This is a genomic window from Erwinia sp. MYb416 (assembly GCF_037479575.1).
GTDB lineage: Bacteria > Pseudomonadota > Gammaproteobacteria > Enterobacterales > Enterobacteriaceae > Erwinia > Erwinia rhapontici.
In genome coordinates this window covers 451,747-475,430 of sequence record NZ_JBBGYT010000441.1, presented here as the reverse complement: position 1 = coordinate 475,430, position 23,684 = coordinate 451,747, and the positions used below count along the sequence as shown (strand labels likewise).

Below are 23,684 nucleotides of genomic sequence, written 5' to 3'. Positions count from 1 at the left end.
TTAACTCCCATTGAGTGTGGTCAGGGTGTTATGCCCAAGGTCGGCGCGAAAACGCGCCCAGTCGAAAGAGGGTCCAGGGTCCGTCTTACGTTCAGGTGCAATATCGCTGTGCCCGGTGATGTGCTGCGCCATCATCGGGTAGTGTTCAATTAACAGCTGCGTCACGGCCTGCAACGCCTGATATTGCGCATCGGTATAGGGCAGCGTATCCGTGCCTTCCAGCTCGATACCTACGGAGAAATCATTACAGACTTCACGCCCCTTATAGCGAGAAACCCCGGCGTGCCATGCCCGCAGATGAAAAGGCACATACTGCACGATCTCGCCGTCGCGGCGGATCAGACAGTGCGCAGACACCTGTAAATGACAGATATCAGCGAAATAGGGATGAATGCCAGGATCAAGCTGACCGGTAAACAGCGCATCGATCCAGGGGCCACCAAACTCACCGGGCGGCAGGCTGATATTGTGCACCACCAGCAGTGAAGGTGCTTCATCGTCAGGTCGCTGATTAACATGCGGCGACGGAACATGCCGCACGCCCGCGATCCACCCATCTTGCAACTGCATATCCATCTCCTGTGTTCAGACTCTCGCAGATTAACATGGTTTTTTTCAGCGTAATCAAACTTATCTGTCGGCCTTTTTACTGTGGCAAAAAATATTTTCATCTTTTTGCATCCGATTTCCACTCTCAACCGTAGATAGATATAACCAGCATAATTGGGGTTACAGCAGGCCAGCATCCGATGATGCTCATGCCGTTGCCGCTTCAAACATGACGGGACTATGTAAGGCAAAAATGCCTTCTCTTACCCAAAGGAATTCATCATGAAAACGTTCATCCGTACCGCTCTGTGTCTCTCAGTGTTGTTCAGTGCCGCATCAATGGCTGAGATGTCCAAGAATACCGTGATGGTGGGTGGGGCCGCTATGCTCCCTTCCCATAATATCGTTGAGAATGCCCTGAACTCGAAAGATCACACCACGCTGGTCGCTGCTGTAAAAGCGGCAGGCCTCGCGGATACACTGCAAGGCCCTGGCCCCTTCACCGTCTTCGCCCCCACCAATGCCGCTTTCGCCAAGCTGCCCGCTGGCACGGTGGATAACCTGCTGAAGCCGGAAAACAAAGCAACGCTGACCAGCGTGCTGACCTACCATGTGGTGGCCGGAAAGTATGATATGAAGACGCTGGTGAAAAAAATCAAACAAGGCAACGGCAGCACTGAGCTGAAAACCGTGAATGGCGCCCCGTTGTGGCTGATGATGAATGGCCCACACAATATTCAGGTAAAAGATGATAAAGGCAATGTTGCCAATATCAGCACCTATGACGTGCAACAAAAAAATGGCGTGATTGATGTAATTGATACGGTACTGATGCCTTAATCCATCGTGTGCCAACACCAAGGGAAAAATTAAATATACCCGCTGATGTAAAAATAAAGGGTATATAATTGGTGCAGCAGGTTTTTTTCATACTCCTTCTGCACCTCTTTTTTTTCAGGACGTTTCATGACGGACGACGTAACAGATAGCCAGATTTTGTTAATGAAGGCCATTGCGGCCGGCGATAAACGGGCTTTTGAAGCGACCTACCACCGTTATTCACCCTACCTTTTTGCCATCGCATTGCGGATGTTACGCCGACGCGACTGGGCAGAAGAGGTTCTGCACGACAGTTTCCTTACTGTCTGGCAGCGTGCTGGCAGCTTCGACCCGGCGCTCAGTGCCCCCAAGACCTGGCTCACCAATATTGTGCGCAATCGCGCTATTGATTATCTGCGCCTGCAGGATAACCGCGTTGAAGAACTGGAAGAGGATGACACCCTTTTCGATGTTGACCGTTCACCAGCAGAGTTACCTTCAGGCTCGGAGTCGCGCAGGCTGGCAGACTGTATGACGCAGTTGACGTCTGAACAGCGGCAAAGCATCACGCTGGCGTATTACCAGGGGCTGTCGCACAGTGAAATTGCCCTGCACCTGGAGCAGCCTGCCGGAACCATTAAAAGCTGGATCCGCCGTGCATTAACTCAACTAAAAGAGTGTGTGGGCATATGAAAAGCAGACGCGATTTTGACTCAGCACTGGCCGCAGAATATGCCCTTGGCACCCTGCGTGGTGCAGCACGCCAGCGTTTTGCCCGTCGCCTGACGCAGGAACCTGAGCTGGCGGCAGAAGTCAGCCGTTGGCAGAATTCACTCTCTGAACTGGATCAGCGGGTTACGCCTGTTATCCCGCCGGAAGCGGTGTGGCAACGCATCGCCCGTGGGCTTCCTGCCGATAAAATGCGTAAGAGCAGTGTGCGCTGGCCATGGCTCGGCTGGGCGCTGGCCGCCTCGTTTGCCGGGGCATTGCTGTATAACCAGTTTACTGTGCCTCCGGCACCGCAGACCGTGGCGGTCCTTAACGGTGACAGCCAGCAAGGATCCTGGGTGGTCAGCCTCAGCCCGGATAAAACGCAGCTCACAGTCCAGGCCATCAATGCCTCTGCCGTGCAGTCCGATCGCAGCTTGCAGCTGTGGCTGATCCCGCCAGGGGAAAAACCGCAATCGCTTGGGCTGATTGATCATTCAGCTCTTCAGCAGGTGGCCGTGAAGGAAATTCAGCTGGCCAGCCTGCCAACGCTTGCTATCAGTCTTGAACCGCGCGGTGGCTCCCCAACCGGGCAGCCGACCGGCCCCGTACTGTACAGCGGTAAAGTTATCCCGCTGTAGCGAGGCTGGCCTGCGGCAACACCGGGGCCAGCTGTGCAAGCAGTATTTCGCGTAAACGAGCGGCGGCAGGAGGTAAAATCTCCTGCCCCAGATGCAGCACCAGGCCTAAATCGGCCACTTGCGGCAACAGCGGATGCTGCAGTCGCTGTAGTCCGACTGGCAGGCCAAACCCGCTACGTAGCGTCACGCCCAACCCGGCGGCAGCGGCGGCCCAGATGCCACTCAGACTCCGGCTGGTAAATGCCACCCGCCACGGAATTGCGGCATGGTCCAGTGCATCAATAGCACGGGTCCGCATCACACAAGGTGCATCAAACAGCAGCAGCGGTAAAACATCGCCCTGTTCAATCCATTGCGTAAACTGCTGCTCATCACACCCTATCCAGCACAGCGGTGCTGCGGGTAGTGGCTGCATGAAACGTGAGGTTTCCTCACCCTGCCAGCACAGTGCCAGATCCAGCTCTCCCTGACGAATCCCCTGAAGTAGTTCGCTGTTACGCCCGATGCGCGCGGAGATCTGTATCAGAGGGTGTGCCCGGGAAAACTGCCCCAGCAGCGCTGGCAGCAACGTCTCGCCAAAATCTTCCTGTAACCCAATGCGCACGTTGCCAGCAATATCCCGCCCGGACAATACGCTAAACGCTTCATCATTGAGCGCCAGCAGGCGCCGCCCGTAAGCCATCAGTAACTCTCCATCATCGGTGAGCATCAGGCGTCGCCCGCTTTTCTGCAACAGGAGTAACCCCGTTTGCTGTTCCAGTTTTTTAAGCTGTGCGCTGACGGCAGATGTCGAGCGGTTCAGGCGATCGGCCGCCTGCGCAAAACTTCCCAGTTCAATACCGAGAACAAACGTGCGTAACGCATCCAGATCGAAAGTCATACGTTTAAACGGTTGCATTAATCATCCTGTTTTTCGGGATTATTGATACCAATCTATGCGATTTTATAAACTATTTTCGCGTTCTATGCTGCTGACTTCTTCCTCACTACAGGAACAGCAACATGACCACCCCTCTTGACCGTCACAGCCTGGCCAGCGTCGCGCCCACGCTGGCAGCGATAACTGAGCAGACACTGTTCGGCACGATCTGGCAGAGACCCGAACTGAGTAAGCGCGAGCGCAGCCTGATCACGGTGGCGGCGTTAATCGCCCTCGGCCGAGACCAGCAGTTACCCTGGCACCTGGATTATGCCCGGCAACATGGCCTGAGTAACGCCGAACTGGCCGAAGTGATGACGCACCTGGCGTTCTACTGCGGCTGGCCCGCTGCCGTCTCAGCCCTCGGCCATTTAACCCAGCCCGGTCATCAACCTCAGGAGTAACCGACATGCCTTTCAGCCGTATTGCCCTGCCCGCAGGCACAACGCCTGTTTTCCGTCAGGCGTTGTCTGAGATTCTGCACCGCACCCTGGTGGACTTCTTCGACGTCCCCACCGACGACTGTTTTCAGCTACTGGATGAATATGCGCCAGGCCAGCGCGTGTTCCCGCGCCACTATCTTGGCGGCCCACGCTCGGAGGGATTTATCTGGTTCCATATCACTGCCGGCCGGCCCCGCTCGACACAGCAAAAACATCAGTTCTATCATCATCTGGCACACCGATTGGCCTCTGAACTGTCGGTGTGCCCGGAGGATGTGATGGTCACCCTGAGCTTTACGCAGCCAGAGGACTGGTCTTTTGCCAGCGGTAACGCCTTTCACTGGCCGGTGGAGAATGACGGATGATCACGTGGCGCTGGCTGGTATGGGTGCAGTAAACGCGCTAGCATGTCAGCCTCTGTTATCCGACCTTTCGGAGTTTGATCATGACCTCCCGCCGTTACGATCCGGACAGCCGCCGAGCTGAATTGATGGGCCGTATTGAAGATGATATTCCCCCTGGCGTTGCCCAGGCGCTGCGTGAAGATCTGGGCGGGGAAATCGATCCCTGTAAAGACATCACCGCCAGCCTGCTGTCTGCCGACACCCTGTCTCATGCGGTAGTCATCACGCGTGAACCCGGTGTTTTTTGTGGTAAACGCTGGGTAGAAGAGGTGTTTATCCAGTTGGGCGACAACGCGCAAGTGACCTGGCACGTTGAAGATGGTGATGCGATCACCGCCGATCAAATCCTGTTTGAAGTCACCGGCCCGGCGCCGTTGATCCTCACGGCTGAACGCACCGCGCTGAACTTTGTGCAGACGCTCTCGGGCGTGGCGACAGAAGTCAGCCGCTATGTTGCCCTGCTGGAAGGCACACGCACACAGTTGCTCGACACGCGTAAAACCCTGCCGGGGCTGCGCACTGCGCTGAAGTATGCCGTTCTGTGCGGCGGTGGAGCGAACCATCGCCTGGGTTTGTCCGATGCGTTTCTGATCAAAGAGAACCACATTATTGCCTGCGGCTCGATTGCCAAGGCGGTCGAGAAAGCCTCCTGGCTGCGCCCTGATGTACCGGTAGAAGTGGAAGTTGAATCGCTGGACGAGCTGGAACAGGCGTTGCAGGCCGGTGCTGACATCGTGATGCTGGACAACTTTACCGTTGAACAGATGCGTGCAGCCGTCACGTTGAGCGATGGCCGTGCACTGCTGGAAGTGTCGGGTAATGTGACGGATAAAACCCTGCGGACCTTTGCCGAAACTGGCGTGGACTATATTTCCGTAGGTGCTCTGACCAAACATGTGCGTGCCCTCGACCTGTCGATGCGCTTTCGCTAAAAGGTAACGACGCTTAAGAGATATCGCGTCAGACAATGTCCTCGTTGTACCCCAGGCCAGCCATACATGCTGGCCTTTTTTCTGCCTGCGTTTCGGTTTTGCGAGATGGCTTCCTGGTTACCCGCAACTCTCTGTAACGCCCAAAACTCTTTACGTCCCTCCTCTGAAAGCTGCCGTTTGCCGCTGGCTGACCGCACATCCCGGGTTTATGTTGCCAGCCTCAATACACAAGGAGGTTTACCATGAACTACCAAGAGGGCTTTACCCTGATTGAACTGATGATTGTCATCGCGATTATTGCCATTCTCAGCGCCATCGGCCTGCCCGCTTACCAGGGCTATCTGCAAAAAGCCGCACTCACCGATATGCTGCAAACGGCGATGCCGTATAAAACCGCCGTAGAGCTGTGCGCCATTGAACGCGGTGGCAGTGGAAACTGTAGCGCGGGGAGTAACGGGGTTCCGGCTGAACGGACCTCACGCTATGTTTCGGCACTGACCACCAATGCAGGAGTCATCACGCTTACCGGCCAGGAGAGCCTCAAAGGGCTGAGTGTGAAACTGAGCCCCCAGTGGAATAGCAATGATGGCCAGTTAAGCTGGCAGCGCAGTTGTAGCAGCACCAATAGCGGACTGAAGGACGCCTGTCAGGATGTATTCCGTTTTGATGAGGATGAGACGCCATGACAGTAGAGACACAGCGGGCGCTGGAGGCTATCTGCCACCGTTACCAAGCCGTAATTATTGAATGCAATCCGCAACGGCTTCACATTGCGCTGGCAGACTCACCCAGTCATGAAATGATGACTGAATTACGCTTCGCTACGCATAGCGCAATTAATGTCGAATGCTGGCCACAGGCAAGGCTGGAGCAGTTTTCCCGACAGACAATGACAACAGCCGCGCAAGAACCTGCCCCGGAAGAGCATAGCGGTACAGCGGTAGAAAAAGTGGATTATCTGCTGGCCCAGGCACTGCAAAAACGTGCCTCTGACCTGCATATCGAACCACAGGAAAATGGGTTACGTCTGCGCTTGCGCGTCGATGGCGTCATGCAACTGCTGCCGGCAACAGGCTGTGAAAATAGCGCAGCACTCATCGCACGACTTAAAATTCTTGCGGGCCTCGATATTGCGGAACGCCGCGTCCCACAGGACGGGCAGTTTTCACTGGCGCTGAACAATACGACGGAATCATTTCGCCTGTCGACGCTGCCCACCCGCTTTGGTGAAAAGGCGGTGGTGCGCCTGTTGCAAAGCGATACGCGGGCAATTGCACTGGAGAATATCGGTATGCCTGGCCCGCTTCTCAAGCGCTACCGTGATGCATTATCCCGCCCTCAGGGAATGATTCTGGTCACCGGCCCCACTGGAAGTGGAAAAACGTTCACGCTTTACAGTGGCCTCAGTTGGCTAAATGTCGCCACACGTAATCTTTGCAGCGTGGAAGATCCGGTGGAGATCCCCCTGGCAGGCGTGAACCAAACCCAGATTCATGCCCGATCCGGGCTCGATTTTCATCGCGTATTACGCGCCCTGCTGCGCCAGGATCCCGATGTCATTATGATCGGTGAGATCCGCGATGGAGAAACCGCTGAGATCGCCGTTAAAGCCGCTCAAACTGGACATCTGGTGCTATCGACTCTGCATACTAACTCCACCACTGAAACGCTGGTACGTTTGGGGCAAATGGGGGTGCCAGGCTATCTGCTAGCCTCTGCGCTCAAACTGGTGATTGCTCAACGTCTGGTTCGCAGGCTGTGCAAACACTGCCGCCAGCCCGCAGAAGCAACGGCCCATTTTCCGCCTCATATCTGGCCGGGTACCGTGCAGAACTGGCGTGCGGTGGGTTGTGAACACTGTTTTTCTGGTTTCTATGGGCGTCTGCCACTGTTTGAGCTACTACCCATCACTGCGCGGCTGCAAAATGCGCTGGCAAAATCGGCACGCCCGGAAGAGCTGGCAGATATTGCACGTCAACAAGGACTGAACTCACTGTTTGTTGAGGGGCTTCACTGCGTGAATCGTGGCGATACCACTCTGGAAGAGTTAACCCGTGTAGCGGGTGGTAGTGATGAATAAACGAACACTTTTCCGCTGGCAGTCGATTGACGACGACGGGCAGTTACATCAGGGAAGCAGTTTTGCCACCAGCGCCGGGCAGATTATTGAGGATCTTGCGGCTGTTCATCAGCTCCCGTTAAAGATCGCCCGTGGCCGCAGCTATGCTCCGCGTCACTGGCAGTGGCAACAGAAGAACGCATTTGTCCGCCAGTTGGCAACGTTACTGAAAGCGGGAATTCCCCTGACGGGCAGTTTACAGCTGCTGGGCGAAGATCACCCTGAACCCGGCTGGCAGGCGCTGTTGTTGCGGCTTCAGCAGAGCATTTCCGCCGGAGAACCTTTCTCGCAGGCGCTGGCTGCATGGCCGGATGTTTTCCCACCGCTGTTTCCGGCACTGGTGCACATTGGCGAACTGACAGGGGAGCTGGATGAGTGCTGCCAGCAACTGGCAAGCCAGCAAGAACGGCAGCAACAGCTACAGCTGAAAGTGAAAAAAGCACTACGCTATCCACTCTTTATTCTGGCAGTCGCCCTGCTGGTCAGCATCGGTATGCTGGTATTTGTGTTACCGGAGTTCGTCGAAATTTACCGCACCTTCAACGCGCCACTCCCCGCCTTTACCTCCGCGGTCATTGCCTTTTCTAAGCTACTACAGCAACAGGCACTGATATTTATGGTGTTTATTGTGAGTATCGGTGTTTTTTGGAACGTTCAGCGCAGGACATCCCAAGCCTGGCAGCGGCGAGAACAGCGTCTGTTACTCAGATTGCCGCTGATTGCCACGCTGTATCAGGGCAGTCTGTTGACCCAGATATTTACCACGCTCTCCATGACTCAGCGTGCCGGGCTGACTCTGCTGCAAAGCCTTCAGGCGGTTGAGAAAACGCTTTCGCCCCTACTCTGGCGTGAGGCCATCATGCAGTTACAGCAACATATCGCTGCCGGTAATCCGCTGCATCAGGCGCTGAAGTCGCATACGTTGTTCACCCCACTGTGTTATCAGTTGGTCAAGGTGGGCGAAGAGTCAGGGTCACTGGATACGTTACTGGAAAGACTGGCAAGCTGGCATGAACAACAGACCCATCAGTTGGCAGACCAGCTGGCCGCCGCACTAGAGCCATTAATGATGGTGGTCATTGGGGGAATTGTGGGCACGCTGGTGGTGGCGATGTATCTGCCCGTGTTCCGGTTAGGGGATGCGCTCGGCTAAAAACCATGTCCCCGCCCGGTTGGGCGGGAGCACTTGTGGCGTTAAAGGCTATTCTTATCGGTTAAAAATGCGGTTTTCCTGCTCATTAACACGAATAAACGTCGTGCGCTTGGTCAGTTCTTTCAAGCGCTCAGCGCCCACATAAGTACAAGCTGAACGCAGGCCGCCGAGAATATCGCGTGCGGTAAACTCAACAGGCCCACGAAGCGGCAATTTAACGGTTTTTCCTTCAGCTGCACGGTATTGCGCAACACCGCCTACATGACGCTTCATGGCCGACTCTGAACTCATGCCGTAGAACAGCATAAACTGTTCGCCGTTCTCTTCGACCAGCGTCCCTTCACATTCATCATGGGCCGCCAGCATACCGCCAAGCATGACAAAATCGGCTCCGCCGCCGAAAGCTTTTGCAACATCGCCAGGCACCGAACAACCACCATCACTCACGATTTGGCCGCCCAATCCATGCGCCGCATCGGCACACTCAATAACGGCAGACAGCTGCGGGTAGCCAACCCCCGTTTTCACTCGGGTAGTACAAACAGAACCCGGGCCGATACCGACTTTCACAATATCTGCCCCGGAAAGGATCAGTTCCTCGACCATTTCGCCCGTCACGACGTTGCCGGCGCAGATGGTTTTCCCCGGACAGGCTTCGCGTGCCCGCCGCAGGAAAGCCACAAAGTGCTCAGAGTAGCCATTAGCCACATCGATACAGATAAAATTGAGTGCCGGGGATAACGCCAGGATTTGTTGTAACTTCAGGAAATCTGCCTCAGACGTGCCGGTCGACACCATGACATGCTGAAGCACCGCAGGCGTGGAACGCTCAACAAATGCCCGCCACTGCTCAACGCTGTAATGCTTATGCACTGCGGTGAGGATATCGAATGAGGCCAGTGCTTGTGCCATGCTGAAAGTACCGACGGTATCCATATTCGCGGCAATGATCGGTACGCCTGACCAGGCAATACCTGAATGCTTGAAGGTAAACTGACGCTCCAGCTCAACCTGAGAACGGCTTTGCAGCGTTGAACGCTTTGGCCGGATAAGAACATCTTTGAAGCCTAACTTAATATCTTCTTCGATACGCATAACAGATTTCCTGGTTGATGGCGTTGGTGCAATAACGCACTCTGCGGGCAACACTTTTGGTCATAAGCAAATTGCCCGCTCCAGTGACGCTATCATACGCGCTAAAAACGCGCCGACAAGACTGCGAAATTTGATTTATTTAGGCTACAATTCGAGAAATTTACCTGTGAATTTGTCTTGTGATCTGTGCCTCAAATTTGCCTTCAACGCGCAAATTCCAGTACGACAAGGCAGAGAGAATCAAGACCTATGCGCTATACCGTAGCGCTGACCGGTGGTATCGGCAGCGGAAAAAGTACCATTGCGAATGCCTTTGCCTCACTGGGCGTTGATATTGTCGATGCGGATATTATCGCACGTCAGGTGGTGGAAAAGGGCCAGCCCGCGCTAGCCGCTATTCACGCCCGATTTGGCGACGATGTGCTGCACCCGGATGGCTCGTTAAACCGGCCGGCATTACGCCAGAAAATTTTCAGCTCTCCAGCGGAAAAACGCTGGATTGATAATTTGTTACATCCTCTTATCCATGCAGAAACCCGACAGCAGCTAGCATTAACCCAGTCACTATGGTGTCTGTGGGTGGTTCCTCTACTGGTGGAGAATAATTTGCAGCATCTGGCTGACCGGGTACTGGTGGTCGATGTAGACCGTGAAACGCAACTGGCCCGGACCATGAGCCGTGATAACATTAGCCGTGAACAGGCTGAGAATATTCTTGCTGCACAGGCAACACGCGAAGCGCGTCTGGCAGTAGCGGATGATATTATTGATAACTGCGGGTCGCTTGAGACGGTGACAGCGCACGTTGCCGAACTCAACCAGCGTTATCTGGCGCTGGCTGCGACACGCTATCGGGATTAACAGTATGAGTACAATGGTTCTATTTGAGCACCCTCTGAATGAGAAAATGCGCACCTGGCTGCGTATCGAATTTTTACTAAAACAGCTGACTGCCAGCCAGAAAATCACCGACCATTTGGGTGCCCTGACCTTTTTCCGTAATGCTGCCGAACTCCTGGACGTCTTTGAGCGCGGCGAGCTTCGTACAGATATCCTGAAAGAACTTGAACGTCAGCAGCAGAAACTGCTGGGCTGGGCGGAAGTGCCTGGCGTAGATATGGCGCGTATTAACACACTGCGCAGCGATCTTAAAAGTTTCGGTGCTACGTTGATGTCCGCCCCCCGCATGGGCCAGATTTTACGCGAAGAACGGCTGATAGCCCTGGTGCGTCAGCGCCTGAGCATTCCAGGAGGCTGCTGTAGCTTTGATCTGCCTACGCTACATATCTGGCTTCATATTGAACAGCACCTGCGTGACCAGCAGGTGACCACCTGGATGGCATCGCTCGTACCGATACAACAGGCGCTGACAATGATCCTCGATCTGATTCGCCAGTCAGGGATATTCCGTAATCACACCAGCCTGAATGGTTTCTTCCAGGATAATGCGGAAGGAGCTGACCTGTTGCGTATGCAACTCCGGTTGGATGATGCGTTATATCCTCAGATTTCTGGCCATAAAAGCCGTTATGCCATCCGTTTTCTGCCACTGGACAGCGAACGTGGTGAAGTTCCTGCCCGCTTCGATTTCGAGCTGGCCTGTTGTTAAGGTAAGTGTAATGAATGATGTAACCGTAGTGAACTGCCCGACCTGTAGTAAACAGGTTATCTGGGATGAACTCAGTACCTGGAGGCCATTCTGCAGCAAGCGCTGTCAGTTAATTGACCTGGGTGAATGGGCCGCTGAAGAGAAACGTATTCCCAGCAGCGGTGACCAGACTGACAGCGATGACTGGAGTGAGCAGCCATTTGATCGCGATTAATGATTAAGCGCTGGCTTTCAGTCGCGCAACAATCTCAACGTTTGCGGGGGGGAATGCCTCCGCATCCAGTTCGCTCTGCCTGACCCAGCGCTGTGGCTGCCCTTCACGCCCCCACGGCTCGCCATTCCAGCGATCGACAATGAAAAAGTGCAGCGTAACGCGCAAATCGTCATAGGTGTGATCGACAGTATCGTACGCCGTGGCATTCACCACCTCGATGCCGGTTTCCTCCAGCAACTCACGTTTCAGCGCCTGTTCGGGGCTTTCACCCTCTTCCATTTTCCCCCCAGGAAACTCCCAGCGGTTGGCCATATAGGAGTCTGCGGAGCGTTGCGCTAAAAAAATTTCTCCATCTTTACGAATAATGCCAACGGCCACTTGCAGGTGCTTCATGTTTTCCTCACTTCACTGGCTGACTTATTTTTCCCGCCACTATTCCAGCGTTGCCCCCCAATGACAAGTTGTTATGCGGGTAAGATCGGAAAGATCGAGCCTCGCCGCATGGCTGAAATGTAACATGGTGCAAATGCATTCAGCCCTGCCTTCACCCGGTATCCGGCGCTATAGTGCGCAGCATCATGGATGAGAGAGGGAGAAAATAATGCTGCAATTTGCGACGGAATCAGTATGGATTTACTGGGCATTGCTGGTGATGTCTGGACTGTGTGCAGGCAGTCTGCTGAATGTGGTGGTTTTCAGGCTTCCGCTAATGATACAGCGAAACGACCCTCACCGGTTCAACCTGGGATTTCCACGCTCTTATTGCCCACACTGTCAGATAACACTGACGATGGGCGATAACATTCCTCTGTTTAGCTGGCTGTGGCTGCGCGGGCGCTGTAGAGGATGCCAGGAAACCATTTCCTGGCGTTACCCCGCCATCGAAAGTCTGTCACTGCTGATCACATTACTGGTCGCCTGCCTCCTGCCTGCAGGACTGCTGCTGTTGGCCGCTCTGCTGCTGAGTTGGCTATTACTGGCGCTGGCGATCATCGACAGTATGCATTTTTTATTACCGGACAGCCTGACGCTTGCTTTGTTATGGGTAGGTCTGCTGTGCCATCTTGCCGGAGTGATGCCATCAGTGTCTCTGGAACAGGGGATTGCCGGCGCCGTGCTAGGTTATGGGTTATTTTGGCTACTCGCGTGGTGTTATCAGATCGTGCGTGGTGAAGAAGGTCTGGGAAGGGGCGATGCGAAATTACTGGCTGCCGGAGGGGCATGGTTGGGCTGGCAAACCCTTCCGCCATTACTACTACTGGCTTCATCTCTGGGTATCACTGTTTTCATGCTGGCGCGTCTGGTGGTTAAGCGCTCACTGTCGGCACGACTGCCCTTTGGCCCGGCGCTGGCAGCGGCGATCTGGATACTGTTCCTTTGGCAAAACACATAAAAAAAGGGCCGGAAAATTTCCGGCCCCTGGTGTTATCGTTCGTGGCTGACTACGCCAGGCGACCGTGACACTGCTTGTATTTTTTACCCGAGCCGCACGGGCACAGATCATTACGTCCGACTTTACGTTCGCCGGTCTGATCAGCCAGAGACTGGGCCGCTTCGGTATCGGCATCCACATGGCTTAACTGCTGTTGCTGTGCCAGGCGCTCAGATTCCAGACGACGCTGTTCTTCCATCTGTTCAACTTCTTCCGGCATACGCACCTGAACCTTGCTCAGGGTGCTGATCACTTCATACTTCAGTGATTCCAGCATTGCCGCAAACATAGCGAAGGACTCACGCTTGTATTCCTGCTTAGGATCTTTCTGCGCATAGCCACGCAGATGGATGCCCTGACGCAGGTAGTCCATTGCCGCCAGGTGTTCTTTCCACAGGGAATCCAGCGTTTGCAGCATCACGCCTTTCTCGAAGTTGCGCATCATTTCAACGCCAACCACTTCTTCTTTACGCTGATACTGTTCTTTCGCCTGCTCCATGATGCGGTCACGCAGCGTCTCTTCATGCAACTCTGGCTCTTTATCCAGCCATTCCTGAATCGGCAGATTGAGGTCGAAATCGTTGCTCAGGCGCTCCTGCAAACCAGCAACATCCCACATCTCTTCCAGAGACTGCGGCGGTATGTAGCTATCAATGGTGCTTTTAAACACATCCTCACGAATGCTGGCAATGGTTTCTGACACGTCAGACACATCAAGCAGTTCATTACGCTGTGTATAGATAGCACGGCGCTGATCGCTGGCAACGTCATCGTATTCCAGCAGCTGCTTACGGATATCGAAGTTACGGCTTTCTACTTTACGCTGAGCGTTGGCAATGGCTTTGGTCACCCATGGGTGCTCAATCGCTTCGCCAGGCTTCATACCCAGTTTACGCATCATATTGGTGACGCGGTCTGAGGCGAAGATACGCATCAGGGCATCTTCCATTGACAGGTAGAAGCGGGAAGAACCCTGGTCACCCTGACGGCCTGAACGGCCGCGCAGCTGGTTATCAATACGGCGTGATTCATGACGCTCAGTACCGATGATATGCAGACCGCCGGAGGCCAGCACAGCATCATGGCGAATTTTCCACGCGCTTTTGATTGCCTCAATTTGTTCAGCCGTTGGTTCTTCGATGGCAGCAATCTCTGACTGCCAGCTACCGCCCAGCACGATGTCAGTACCACGACCCGCCATGTTGGTTGCAATGGTAACCGCTGCTGGCTGGCCCGCCTGAGAGACGATATCCGCTTCGCGTGCGTGGAACTTGGCGTTCAGCACTTCGTGCTTGATGCCCGCTTTGGTCAGCTCATTAGACACCACTTCCGATTTCTCAATCGAAATGGTCCCGACCAGCACTGGCTGGCCGTTAGCGGTGCGCTCGCGGATGTCTTCGATGATCGCGCCGATCTTCTCCATTTCAGTCATATAGACCAGATCCGGCAGATCCTTACGAACCATTGGGCGGTTGGTTGGCACCACAATGGTATCCAGCTTGTAGATAGAGCTGAACTCAAACGCTTCAGTGTCGGCAGTACCGGTCATTCCGGCCAGTTTGTTATACAGACGGAAATAGTTCTGGAAGGTAATTGAAGCCAGCGTCTGGTTTTCGTTCTGGATTTCCACGCCTTCTTTAGCTTCAACGGCCTGATGCAAACCATCAGACCAGCGACGGCCCTGCATGGTACGGCCGGTGTGTTCATCGACGATGATCACTTCGCCATCTTTAACGATGTAGTCAACGTCACGGGTAAACAGCACGTGGGCGCGCAGTGCAGCGGTCACGTGGTGCATCATCATGATGTTACCTGGCGAGTAGAGAGACTCTCCCTCAGCCATAATCCCTTCACTGACCATCAATTCTTCAACGGCCACCAGGCCGCGTTCGGTCAGGTGAACCTGACGCGATTTTTCATCAACAGAGAAATGGCCTTCCCCCTGGAAGCTGTCAGAATCTTCTTTTTCCTGACGGATCAGGTTAGGAATGATTTTATTGACCTTGATATACAGCTCAGAGCTGTCTTCAGCAGGGCCGGAGATAATCAACGGTGTACGTGCTTCATCAATCAGGATGGAGTCAACTTCATCCACCAGCGCATAGTTCAGCTTACGCTGTACACGGTCTTCCGGGCTGAATGCCATGTTGTCGCGCAGGTAGTCAAAACCGTATTCGTTGTTAGTGCCGTAGGTAATATCAGCAGCATAAGCGGCACGTTTTGCTGGAGCGGGCATACCTGGCAAGTTGATGCCGATGCTCAGACCGAGGAACTCAAACAGAGGACGGTTGTTTTCCGCATCACGCTGGGCAAGGTAGTCGTTGACGGTCACCACGTGAACACCCTTACCGCTCAACGCGTTAAGGTAGGCTGGCAGCGTTGCGGTCAGGGTTTTACCTTCACCGGTACGCATTTCCGCGATGCAGCGATCGTTCAGCACCATACCGCCAAGCAGCTGTACGTCGAAGTGACGCATGGCAAACACACGCTTACTGGCTTCACGTACGGTTGCAAAGGCTTCAGGGATCAGGCTATCCAGCTCTTCGCCTTTTTCCAGACGCGCACGGAACTCGACGGTTTTCGCTTTCAGCTCGTCGTCAGACAGCTTCTCGAAATCCGGCTCCATCTTGTTGATCTGTTCTACAGATTTACGCATACGGCGCAGTGTGCGGTCGTTACTGCTACCAAAAACTTTGGTTAATAATTTGATTAACATAATGAATAATTTCTCTCAGCCACCGCTGTTCACGATGGGCACTTAACGTTTGATTTTAAACAGACTGTTTTTTATGAATTAAGAGATGAGAACGGGTCCGGCACGAATGCCCTGAACCTGAGCCAGCCAGAGGCCGGTTTGATGACGGGGTGCAGCTTCGACCTGACGTTGGGCTGTATAGCGAATAATGACCGGCGGTTTGGCTTCGTGAGTCAGCAGCGCGTTGAGCGTATCCAGCAGCGCCAGTTTATGCGCTTCGTGGGGCTGTTCGGCAACCGCTGCGGGTGACACCGATGGTGTCAGCGTAAACGACAGATGGCGGATGACCGTGCGGATAGCATGCTGATGCCAGTAGTCTACGCTGAATGATGGGCGTCGAGCACTTTCGAGCAATGCCAGGCTGTCAAAGCGTGCGGCGGTGCCAATATTCAGGCTTCGTGACGAGGTTTCTGCTAAGGTAGTACGCTCGTGCGCTGACGCTTGAGGCAGCCCAAGACTCGCCGCGACCATCCCCAAAAGGAGATGCGGCCAGAAATAGCGTCTGCCAAATTGTCGCCAACGATTAAGAATACCGATCACTGTGTTCCGCCGGAGCTTGCTATGCGAGATAGTCGCCCACAATCAATTGAAAGTTTTTTCGATATGGCCCAGGACCAGAGCGTGCTGCAAAACGTGCAGCAACGTGCCATTGCCCTGAACAAATTGAATCGCGCAGTGCAGGGTGTCATCCCCGCTCAACTGCATCCCTGGTGCCGTGTGGCAAACTTCCGTCAGGGGATTCTGGTCATCGAAACGGCTAATGCCAGCTGGTTGATGCGCTTACGCTATGAACAATCCAGTCTGCTGTCAGCTTTACGTGCGCAAATATTACCATCATTGACGTCAATCGACATCAGGATAAATCCTTCGCTGGCGGCAAAAGGTCAGGAATCTGTACAAGAAAGAAGCAATCAGGCAAAGGACGCAGAAAAACCGCCGTTACGACAGATTAGTGAGCACAGTGCAGAAATGTTGCGAAGTGTCGCGAGCCAGAGCCCGGAAAAACTGAAGAGAATATTAGAACGACTGGCCTCGCTGGCCGGAGAGGGTACCAGCTCAACCAGTCGTAATAAGTAAGTTCAGGCTTACGCCAGAACCAGATTTGGTGCCTTGAATTTCACCGGGAGTGCAGCTTCGTCTTCAAACGTTGCCCATTCCCAAGCTTCCTGTTTCGCCAGAACAGCCTGTAACAGCTTGTTGTTTAGCGCATGGCCAGACTTGAATGCGGTAAACGCACCAATAATGTTATGGCCACACATGTACAGGTCACCGATCGCATCCAGCATTTTGTGACGGACGAATTCGTCTTCAAAGCGCAGACCATCTTCGTTCAATACGCGGTAATCATCCACCACGATTGCACAGTCAAAACTGCCGCCAAGGCACAGGCCACGGGACTGTAATGCTTCAATGTCGCGCATAAAGCCAAACGTACGAGCACGGCTGATCTGACGCGCAAAGGCTTCTGCAGAGAAGTCCATGCGGTAGCGCTGTGAACTGGAGTCAATTGCCGGGTGGTTAAAATCAATGGTGAAATCCAGTGAGAAACCGTTGTGCGGCGAAAGCTCAGCCCACTTGTCGCCATCTTCAACCCGGACAGGCTGCTTGATGCGAACAAATTTCTTGGCGCTGTTCAGTTCTTCAATACCCGCGTCCATCAGCAGATAGATAAAGGGTGCGGCGCTGCCATCCATAATAGGAATTTCAGGCGCGTTCACTTCCACCACGATATTATCAATGCCAAGTCCCGCAAGGGCTGCATTCAGATGTTCGACCGTTGAAATACGTACGTCATGCTCATTAACCAGGCAAGTACAGAGCATGGTATCACGCACGGATTTGGCATCAGCCGGGAAATCAACCGGTGGATTCAAGTCAGTGCGACGATAGATGACCCCGGTATTAGCCGGCGCAGGGCGTAACGTCAGCGTGACTTTCTTGCCGGTGTGTAAACCGACGCCAGTCGTCTGAACAATACGTTTTAATGTCCGTTGTTTGATCATCGTATTATCTCGCAAAAATTAGTCATCCGACCGTCAGTTTACTTCACTGACGGGCAAACACTTTAACACAAAGAGCGAAGAATCCCAATTTCTCAGGTTATTCTTAGTCTGCCTGCTTACGCAGGAAGGCCGGAATATCCAGATAATCAGGCTCTTTGTTCGTCTGTGCACCCGGATCATTAACCACTTTCGCAGCAGGTTTTTGTTCCTGCGGCAGCGGGGCCATTCCGTGCTGCTGATAACGGTTGTCCATCAGCGGCTGAGTCGGCTGTTTGCTGGTCACCAGGGTAATTTCTGGACGTTTGTCCATGCCGATACCGGTTGCCACCACGGTGACGCGCAGTTCGTCATTCATTTCTGGATCGAGCGATGTACCGATAACAACGGTGGCATTATCAGAAGCGAAAGCACGGATAGTGTTACCCACGGTTTCGAACTCATCCAGACGCAGGTCAAAGCCTGCAGTGATGTTAACCAGCACACCACGTGCGCCTGACAGGTCGATATCTTCCAGCAGTGGGCTTGAGATCGCCATTTCAGCGGCTTCTTCAGCACGGTCTTCGCCACACGCCACGCCTGAACCCATCATCGCGTAGCCCATTTCGGACATCACGGTGCGCACGTCAGCAAAGTCGACGTTCATCAGGCCCGGACGGGTAATCAGTTCTGCGATACCCTGCACTGCACCTTTCAGCACGTCGTTAGCCGCACCGAATGCGTCCAGCAGAGAGATACCACGACCCAGTACTTTCAGCAGCTTGTCGTTTGGAATGGTGATCAGTGAGTCGACGTGCTTCGACAGCTCGGCAATCCCCTGCTCGGCAAACGCCATGCGCTTCTTCCCTTCAAAATTGAAGGGTTTAGTCACTACAGCAACGGTCAGAATGCCGAGTTCTTTAGCCACTTCCGCCACAACCGGCGCAGCACCTGTACCGGTACCACCACCCATACCTGCGGCGATGAACACCATGTCTGCACCTTCCAGTGCCTGACGCAGTGCTTCACGATCTTCTTCTGCAGAGTTACGGCCCACTTCCGGGTTTGCACCCGCACCCAGGCCTTTAGTAATGCCATTACCAATCTGAATTGTCTGGCCTACTGCCGTTTTGCGCAGTGCCTGTGCATCGGTATTTACCGCGAAGAACTCAACGCCTTCAATACGCTCACGCACCATATGCTCAACAGCGTTACCGCCGCCGCCGCCGACGCCGATGACTTTAATCACCGCGTCGTTGGTTAATTCCATAGGTTCAAACATAATTTCTCTCCGTTATGTGCCTGTTCGCCTGGAGATCACCAATAAGTCTATACCTGCAACGTAAAAATTGCTTAGGTACAGCATGATCCCCTTTGGTAAAAATTAAAACTCTTTTCTCAGCCAGCTGTTGATTTTCTTGAACCAATTACCCACTGAGGCTCTTTTTTCTACTTCTGCCTCACCGTTAAGGTGAGATTCTTTTCCGTAGTGCAGTAAGCCAACCGCTGTTGAGTAGTACGGCTCCTGCGCGTAATCCGTTAATCCCGTGATATTCAACGGCTGTCCGATGCGCACCTGCGTGTGGAATACACGCTGGGCGCAAGCCGCCAATCCTTCAATCTGTGCTGCGCCACCCGTCAGTACGATACCGGCCGCGAGGTGATGTTTAACGCCCTGCTGGCGTAACTGCTCCTGCAATTGCAGGATTTCGTCGTTCACCAGATTCAGCAGCTCGGTGTAACGCGGTTCAATAACCTCTGCCAGCGTCTGACGTTGCAGGCTGCGTGGAGGACGGCCACCCACACTGGGGACTTCCACATTTTCGTCTTTGCCGACAATGGAACCCAGTGCACAGCCGTGGCGAACTTTAATCGCTTCAGCATCTGTCGGCGGCGTGCCGAAGGCGTAGGCGATATCGCTGGTGACCACGTTACCCGCGTACGGGATCACTTTGGTATGGCGCAGCGCGCCACCGGTATACACAGCGATATCCATTGTGCCGCCACCCACGTCAACCACGCAGACGCCCAGCTCGCGTTCATCTTCAGTCAATACGGCAAAGCTGGAGGCCAGCCCGGCGAAAATTAACTGATCCACTTTCAGGCCACAGCGTTCTACCGCTTTGACGATGTTCTTCGCCATATCATTGTGACAGGTGATCAGATGCACTTTCGCCTGCATGCGCACCCCGGATAATCCGACCGGGTTTTTGATCCCTTCCTGATAGTCGATCGCATATTCTTGCGGAATAACATGGAGGATGCGGTGTTCATCACGAACACGGACGGATTTTGCGGTGTGTACCACATTCTCCACATCTTCCTGTGTCACTTCCTCTTCGGAAATAGGAACCATCCCTATTTCGTTCTGACAACTGATATGTTTGCCCGATAATGCAAGGTAAACAGACGAAATCTGGCAATCAGCCATCAGTTCGGCTTGGTCGATAGCACGCTGAACGCATTTGACTACCGATTCCAGGTCATTGACCCCGCCTTTATCCATCCCACGAGACGGGCAGCTGCCCACCCCGATAATATTCACCATGCCATCAGGCAGAACTTCCCCTACCAGGGCGGCCACCTTCGCGGTGCCTATCTCGAGTCCAACTACCAGTTTTCTGTCCGTCGACTTGATCATTGTTGTTTAGCCTGTGCCTGTGCCTGAGTTTGTTGCTGTTGCTGATTACTGTCAGCGGCCGCGATAGGTGCTGGTGCCCATCCTACTGCTGCGCCAGAGTCGTAACGCAGATCAACGTAGGTAATAAGCTTGTTATCCAACTGGGCCTGCTGTTGCAGGGTGGGGTATAACTCGATAAAGCGTTGCAGCCGCTTCATGTCTTCGTTTCGCCCCAGCTCAAGCCGGATATCATTCTCTAGCACCAACTGCCATGAACGCCGTGCGGTCATGGATGCCGCTTTCAATTTCAATTTACTGGCCGCCAGAACATCACTCATCTGGTGGAAGCCGGTTAACACTTCGGACTCGCTGCCTTCGGGGCCATACAACATTGGCATCACTTCTTTGCCGAGATGACTGGCCGGAACGCTAAACGATTTACCTTCTGCATCAACCATATGCACATCATTCCAGCGTGCAACCGGGACATACTCAACCAGATGAATTTTTAATTCGTCCGGCCACTGCTTACGTACGCTCACCTGCTGAATCCACGGCAAGCGTTCAATCTGTTGCTGAATAACATCCACATCCTGCGACATAAATGTGCCGGGTTCACCCAGCGACAAAATCGCCTGGCGGATGTCATCGTTCGTGGTGTAATGCGTCTGACCGGTGACCACCAGCTTCGACAACGGAAGCCTGGAGGCATCGTTCATCCACTTCAACACCACAAAACCGCCAGCCAGCATCACACCCATGACCATCAGCAGGAAAACGATCCCAGCAAGGCGCGAACCGTTGCTGCGCCCGGTACCGGGGCGTGCTTTTTCTTGCGCTTCACGGTTGCGGACATTCAGAGCAGCCTGAGACATATCAGTCGGCCAGTTCCAGAATGCGCGTCACCAGCTGTGAAAAGCTCATGCCAGCCTGTTTGGCCGCCATCGGAACCAGACTGTGGCTGGTCATTCCCGGGGAAGTATTGACTTCGAGCAGATAGAAACGCCCGTCGCCACCCATCATCACATCAACACGGCCCCAGCCGCTGCAACCCAGTGCACGCCATGCCGCGATCACCAGTTCACTTAATTCCGCTTCCTGCTCCGCACTCAGCCCAGATGGGCAGAAGTACTGAGTATCGTCAGAAATGTATTTTGCTTCATAGTCATAGAACTCACTGGCGGTCTGAATACGGATAGAAGGTAAGATTTCTTCACCAATCACGCCCACCGTATACTCCGGCCCGCTAAGAAATGCTTCAACCAGCACTTCATCGTCATGACGGAAAGCTTCATCCAGTGCCGCAGGGAATTGCCAGGCTTCATTCACCCGCGAAATACCTACGCTCGACCCTTCACGGCTCGGTTTAACGAACAACGGCAGGCCAAGCGCATCGATGCTTGCCAGTTCCTCAGGCGTCAGGCCGTCATCCATCTGTTTACGCGTCAGGGCGACAAACGGCGAAACCGGTAAACCGCACCCCTGCCACAGATACTTACTGCGCAGTTTGTCCATGGTGATTGCGGACGCCATCACACCGCTGCCGGTGTAAGGAATGTTGAGAAATTCCAGCACGCCCTGCAATGTCCCATCTTCACCACCACGACCATGCAGGGCGATAAAGGCTTTATCAAAGCCCTGTGCTTTCAGTTGTAAAACAGGCACATCGCGGATATCTACCGGATGTGCATCAATACCCGCTTCCTGCAAACCTTTCAGTACCGCAGCGCCAGATAACAGCGATACGTCACGTTCTGCGGAGGTTCCACCCAGCAATACCGCTACTTTCTCAGCCATGATGTTCCTCATTAATCGTCTGCAGTTGTAACTTTTGCTCGGACAAGGTGCGGGCAATACGCCCAACGTTACCGGCACCCTGAACCAGAATCAGATCGTTGCCGGACAGTTTTGGCAACAGCATTTCCAATACCGCATCGTGATCAGAGACCAGGATAGGGTCAACCTTGCCACGACCACGAATAGTACGGCACAGGGAGCGACTGTCTGCCCCGGGAATCGGTGACTCACCAGCAGCATAGACATCCAGCATCAATAACACATCAACCTGCGACAAAACATTAGCAAAATCATCATATAAATCGCGGGTACGGGTATAACGGTGCGGCTGGAAGATCATCACCAGATTTTTATCCGGCCATCCTGCACGTGCTGCTTTAATCGTTACGTCCACTTCCGTTGGATGGTGGCCATAATCATCCACCAGCATCGCAGTACCGCTTTGACCCTTCGCATCCGTCACCGGATACTCACCAAGGAAGTCAAAGCGACGTCCGGTGCCCTGGAAGCTCTCCAGCGCACTGAGGATATCTTCATCCTCAATGTTCTCTTCGGTCGCTACTGCCACTGCAGCCGCTGCATTCAGCGCATTGTGACGGCCTGGCGCATTGAGCGTAACGTGCATCAGCGGCTTATCATGGCGCACCAGCGTAAAGTGCCCACGTGCACCGCGCTGTTCGTAGTTCTCAACGCGCACATCAGCGTCATCGCTGAAGCCGTAGGTGGTGATCTGGCGGCCAACGCGTGGGATCAAATCGCGGATCACCGCATCATCGACACACAGCACTGCACGCCCGTAAAACGGTAAGTTATGCAGAAAGTTTATAAACGTCTGCTTTAAGTTTTCGAAGTCGCCCTGGTAAGTATCCATATGATCGGCTTCGATATTCGTCACAATTGCCACCATCGGCTGCAAATGCAGGAACGATGCATCACTCTCATCGGCTTCTGCAATCAGGTAGCGGCTGCTGCCAAGGCGCGCATGCGTCCCTGCGGCTTTCACCAGGCCACCGTTAACAAACGTCGGGTCGAGGCCGCCTTCAGCGTAAATGCTCGACACCATCGCGGTGGTGGTCGTTTTGCCATGCGTACCCGCAATCGCAATGCCATGACGGAAGCGCATCAGTTCAGCCAGCATTTCCGCACGGCGGATCACCGGGATACGGGCTTCACGTGCGGCCACCACTTCCGGGTTGTCCTGCGATACCGCGGTAGACACCACCACGACGCTGGCATCACTGACGTTTTCCGGGCGATGGTTAAAGTAAATGGTCGCCCCCAGCGCGCTCAGATGCTGCGTCACCGCATTCGGTGCCAGGTCTGACCCACTGATTTCATATCCTTCGTTCGCTAACACTTCGGCAATACCACCCATGCCAGCACCACCGATGCCAACAAAGTGAATGTGCCGGACGCGACGCATCTCGGGCACGATCGAACGCAGTTTTGCCAGTTGCTGTGTATTCATCTCTTACCTGTGTTGCTGCGGGCCAGGC

26 protein-coding genes are annotated in these 23,684 nt (G+C 53.9%); 14 read left to right on the top strand and 12 right to left on the bottom strand.

Annotated features, from left to right (window positions below; translation table 11 throughout):
• Positions 1-570, bottom strand: coding sequence for a 1,6-anhydro-N-acetylmuramyl-L-alanine amidase AmpD (gene ampD / locus WH277_RS25665; RefSeq protein ID WP_339507325.1), 570 nt, complete (start codon positions 568-570; stop codon positions 1-3).
• 261 nt (positions 571-831) lie between these two features.
• On the opposite strand from ampD, the gene WH277_RS25660 reads away from it, so the two are divergent.
• The 3 genes from WH277_RS25660 (at position 832) to WH277_RS25650 (ending at position 2,717) form a co-directional block, all read left to right on the top strand.
• Positions 832-1,389 (top strand): fasciclin domain-containing protein, encoded by a 558-nt coding sequence (locus WH277_RS25660; RefSeq protein ID WP_133842277.1) that lies wholly within the window; start codon positions 832-834, stop codon positions 1,387-1,389.
• A gap of 126 nt (positions 1,390-1,515) precedes the next feature.
• The gene (locus WH277_RS25655; protein ID WP_133842278.1) at positions 1,516-2,061 is read left to right on the top strand and encodes an RNA polymerase sigma factor; all 546 of its coding nucleotides are present in this window, start codon (positions 1,516-1,518) and stop codon (positions 2,059-2,061) included.
• Positions 2,058-2,717 carry an anti-sigma factor gene (locus WH277_RS25650; RefSeq protein WP_159336890.1) on the top strand — a complete coding sequence of 220 codons (660 nt, stop codon included), beginning with the start codon at positions 2,058-2,060 and terminating at the stop codon, positions 2,715-2,717. Before WH277_RS25655 ends, WH277_RS25650 begins: the two co-directional genes overlap by 4 nt.
• On the opposite strand, the gene WH277_RS25645 is transcribed toward WH277_RS25650, so the two are convergent.
• Positions 2,704-3,615 (bottom strand): LysR substrate-binding domain-containing protein, encoded by a 912-nt coding sequence (locus tag WH277_RS25645; RefSeq protein WP_339507324.1) that lies wholly within the window; start codon positions 3,613-3,615, stop codon positions 2,704-2,706. The two genes, WH277_RS25650 and WH277_RS25645, sit on opposite strands and share 14 nt — an antisense overlap.
• A gap of 104 nt (positions 3,616-3,719) precedes the next feature.
• On the opposite strand from WH277_RS25645, the gene WH277_RS25640 reads away from it, so the two are divergent.
• From WH277_RS25640 to hofC, 6 genes are all read left to right on the top strand, one after another.
• Positions 3,720-4,040 (top strand): carboxymuconolactone decarboxylase family protein, encoded by a 321-nt coding sequence (locus WH277_RS25640; protein WP_339507323.1) that lies wholly within the window; start codon positions 3,720-3,722, stop codon positions 4,038-4,040.
• Between the two features lie 5 nt (positions 4,041-4,045).
• Complete coding sequence (locus WH277_RS25635) at positions 4,046-4,444, top strand: tautomerase family protein (RefSeq protein ID WP_339507322.1); 399 nt, start codon at positions 4,046-4,048, stop codon at positions 4,442-4,444.
• Positions 4,445-4,524: 80 nt separating this feature from the next.
• Entirely contained in the window at positions 4,525-5,415 is an 891-nt protein-coding gene (gene nadC / locus WH277_RS25630; RefSeq protein ID WP_133842283.1) for a carboxylating nicotinate-nucleotide diphosphorylase, read from the top strand.
• Between the two features lie 242 nt (positions 5,416-5,657).
• Complete coding sequence (ppdD, locus tag WH277_RS25625) at positions 5,658-6,101, top strand: prepilin peptidase-dependent pilin (RefSeq protein ID WP_159336888.1); 444 nt, start codon at positions 5,658-5,660, stop codon at positions 6,099-6,101.
• Positions 6,098-7,495 (top strand): type II secretion system protein GspE, encoded by a 1,398-nt coding sequence (gene gspE / locus WH277_RS25620; protein ID WP_159336887.1) that lies wholly within the window; start codon positions 6,098-6,100, stop codon positions 7,493-7,495. The genes ppdD and gspE overlap by 4 nt, the downstream gene beginning before the upstream one ends.
• Positions 7,488-8,687 carry a protein transport protein HofC gene (gene hofC / locus WH277_RS25615; RefSeq protein ID WP_133842286.1) on the top strand — a complete coding sequence of 400 codons (1,200 nt, stop codon included), beginning with the start codon at positions 7,488-7,490 and terminating at the stop codon, positions 8,685-8,687. The genes gspE and hofC overlap by 8 nt, the downstream gene beginning before the upstream one ends.
• A gap of 54 nt (positions 8,688-8,741) precedes the next feature.
• Here the strand turns inward: hofC and WH277_RS25610 are convergent, their stop codons facing one another.
• Positions 8,742-9,782, bottom strand: coding sequence for a GMP reductase (locus WH277_RS25610; RefSeq protein WP_133842287.1), 1,041 nt, complete (start codon positions 9,780-9,782; stop codon positions 8,742-8,744).
• Positions 9,783-10,031: 249 nt separating this feature from the next.
• Here WH277_RS25610 and coaE point away from each other — a divergent pair, with 249 nt between their 5' ends.
• The 3 genes from coaE to yacG are packed head-to-tail and all read left to right on the top strand — an operon-like array spanning position 10,032 to position 11,605.
• Complete coding sequence (coaE, locus tag WH277_RS25605) at positions 10,032-10,643, top strand: dephospho-CoA kinase (RefSeq protein WP_133842288.1); 612 nt, start codon at positions 10,032-10,034, stop codon at positions 10,641-10,643.
• Between the two features lie 4 nt (positions 10,644-10,647).
• Positions 10,648-11,391, top strand: coding sequence for a cell division protein ZapD (gene zapD, locus WH277_RS25600; protein WP_133842289.1), 744 nt, complete (start codon positions 10,648-10,650; stop codon positions 11,389-11,391).
• Between the two features lie 10 nt (positions 11,392-11,401).
• A complete protein-coding gene (gene yacG / locus WH277_RS25595; RefSeq protein WP_133842290.1) occupies positions 11,402-11,605 on the top strand; it encodes a DNA gyrase inhibitor YacG in 204 nt (67 codons plus the stop codon).
• Positions 11,606-11,608: 3 nt separating this feature from the next.
• Here the strand turns inward: yacG and mutT are convergent, their stop codons facing one another.
• Positions 11,609-11,998, bottom strand: coding sequence for an 8-oxo-dGTP diphosphatase MutT (gene mutT, locus WH277_RS25590; protein WP_133842291.1), 390 nt, complete (start codon positions 11,996-11,998; stop codon positions 11,609-11,611).
• 208 nt (positions 11,999-12,206) lie between these two features.
• Here mutT and WH277_RS25585 point away from each other — a divergent pair, with 208 nt between their 5' ends.
• Positions 12,207-12,998 carry a prepilin peptidase gene (locus WH277_RS25585; protein ID WP_133842292.1) on the top strand — a complete coding sequence of 264 codons (792 nt, stop codon included), beginning with the start codon at positions 12,207-12,209 and terminating at the stop codon, positions 12,996-12,998.
• 49 nt (positions 12,999-13,047) lie between these two features.
• On the opposite strand, the gene secA is transcribed toward WH277_RS25585, so the two are convergent.
• Both secA and secM read right to left on the bottom strand, forming a co-directional pair.
• Positions 13,048-15,753, bottom strand: a complete 2,706-nt coding sequence (secA, locus tag WH277_RS25580; RefSeq protein ID WP_159336886.1) for a preprotein translocase subunit SecA — start codon at positions 15,751-15,753, stop codon at positions 13,048-13,050.
• 78 nt (positions 15,754-15,831) lie between these two features.
• Positions 15,832-16,332, bottom strand: a complete 501-nt coding sequence (secM, locus tag WH277_RS25575; RefSeq protein ID WP_159336885.1) for a secA translation cis-regulator SecM — start codon at positions 16,330-16,332, stop codon at positions 15,832-15,834.
• Positions 16,333-16,353: 21 nt separating this feature from the next.
• Here secM and WH277_RS25570 point away from each other — a divergent pair, with 21 nt between their 5' ends.
• Positions 16,354-16,869: a DUF721 domain-containing protein gene (locus tag WH277_RS25570; protein WP_133842295.1), complete on the top strand. Its 516-nt coding sequence runs from the start codon at positions 16,354-16,356 to the stop codon at positions 16,867-16,869.
• 8 nt (positions 16,870-16,877) lie between these two features.
• On the opposite strand, the gene lpxC is transcribed toward WH277_RS25570, so the two are convergent.
• The 6 genes from lpxC to murC all read right to left on the bottom strand — a co-directional run bounded on the left by lpxC (position 16,878) and on the right by murC (position 23,656).
• Positions 16,878-17,795 carry a UDP-3-O-acyl-N-acetylglucosamine deacetylase gene (gene lpxC / locus WH277_RS25565; RefSeq protein ID WP_133842296.1) on the bottom strand — a complete coding sequence of 306 codons (918 nt, stop codon included), beginning with the start codon at positions 17,793-17,795 and terminating at the stop codon, positions 16,878-16,880.
• 103 nt (positions 17,796-17,898) lie between these two features.
• Positions 17,899-19,053 (bottom strand): cell division protein FtsZ, encoded by a 1,155-nt coding sequence (gene ftsZ, locus WH277_RS25560; RefSeq protein ID WP_133842297.1) that lies wholly within the window; start codon positions 19,051-19,053, stop codon positions 17,899-17,901.
• Between the two features lie 102 nt (positions 19,054-19,155).
• Positions 19,156-20,412 carry a cell division protein FtsA gene (ftsA, locus tag WH277_RS25555; RefSeq protein ID WP_048914885.1) on the bottom strand — a complete coding sequence of 419 codons (1,257 nt, stop codon included), beginning with the start codon at positions 20,410-20,412 and terminating at the stop codon, positions 19,156-19,158.
• On the bottom strand, positions 20,409-21,266 hold the full coding sequence (ftsQ, locus tag WH277_RS25550; protein ID WP_133842298.1) for a cell division protein FtsQ: 858 nt from the start codon (positions 21,264-21,266) through the stop codon (positions 20,409-20,411). Before ftsQ ends, ftsA begins: the two co-directional genes overlap by 4 nt.
• Before the next feature lies 1 nt (position 21,267).
• On the bottom strand, positions 21,268-22,188 hold the full coding sequence (locus WH277_RS25545) for a D-alanine--D-alanine ligase (protein ID WP_339507321.1): 921 nt from the start codon (positions 22,186-22,188) through the stop codon (positions 21,268-21,270).
• Positions 22,181-23,656 (bottom strand): UDP-N-acetylmuramate--L-alanine ligase, encoded by a 1,476-nt coding sequence (gene murC / locus WH277_RS25540; protein WP_133842300.1) that lies wholly within the window; start codon positions 23,654-23,656, stop codon positions 22,181-22,183. Before murC ends, WH277_RS25545 begins: the two co-directional genes overlap by 8 nt.
• Positions 23,657-23,684: the final 28 nt, after the last annotated feature.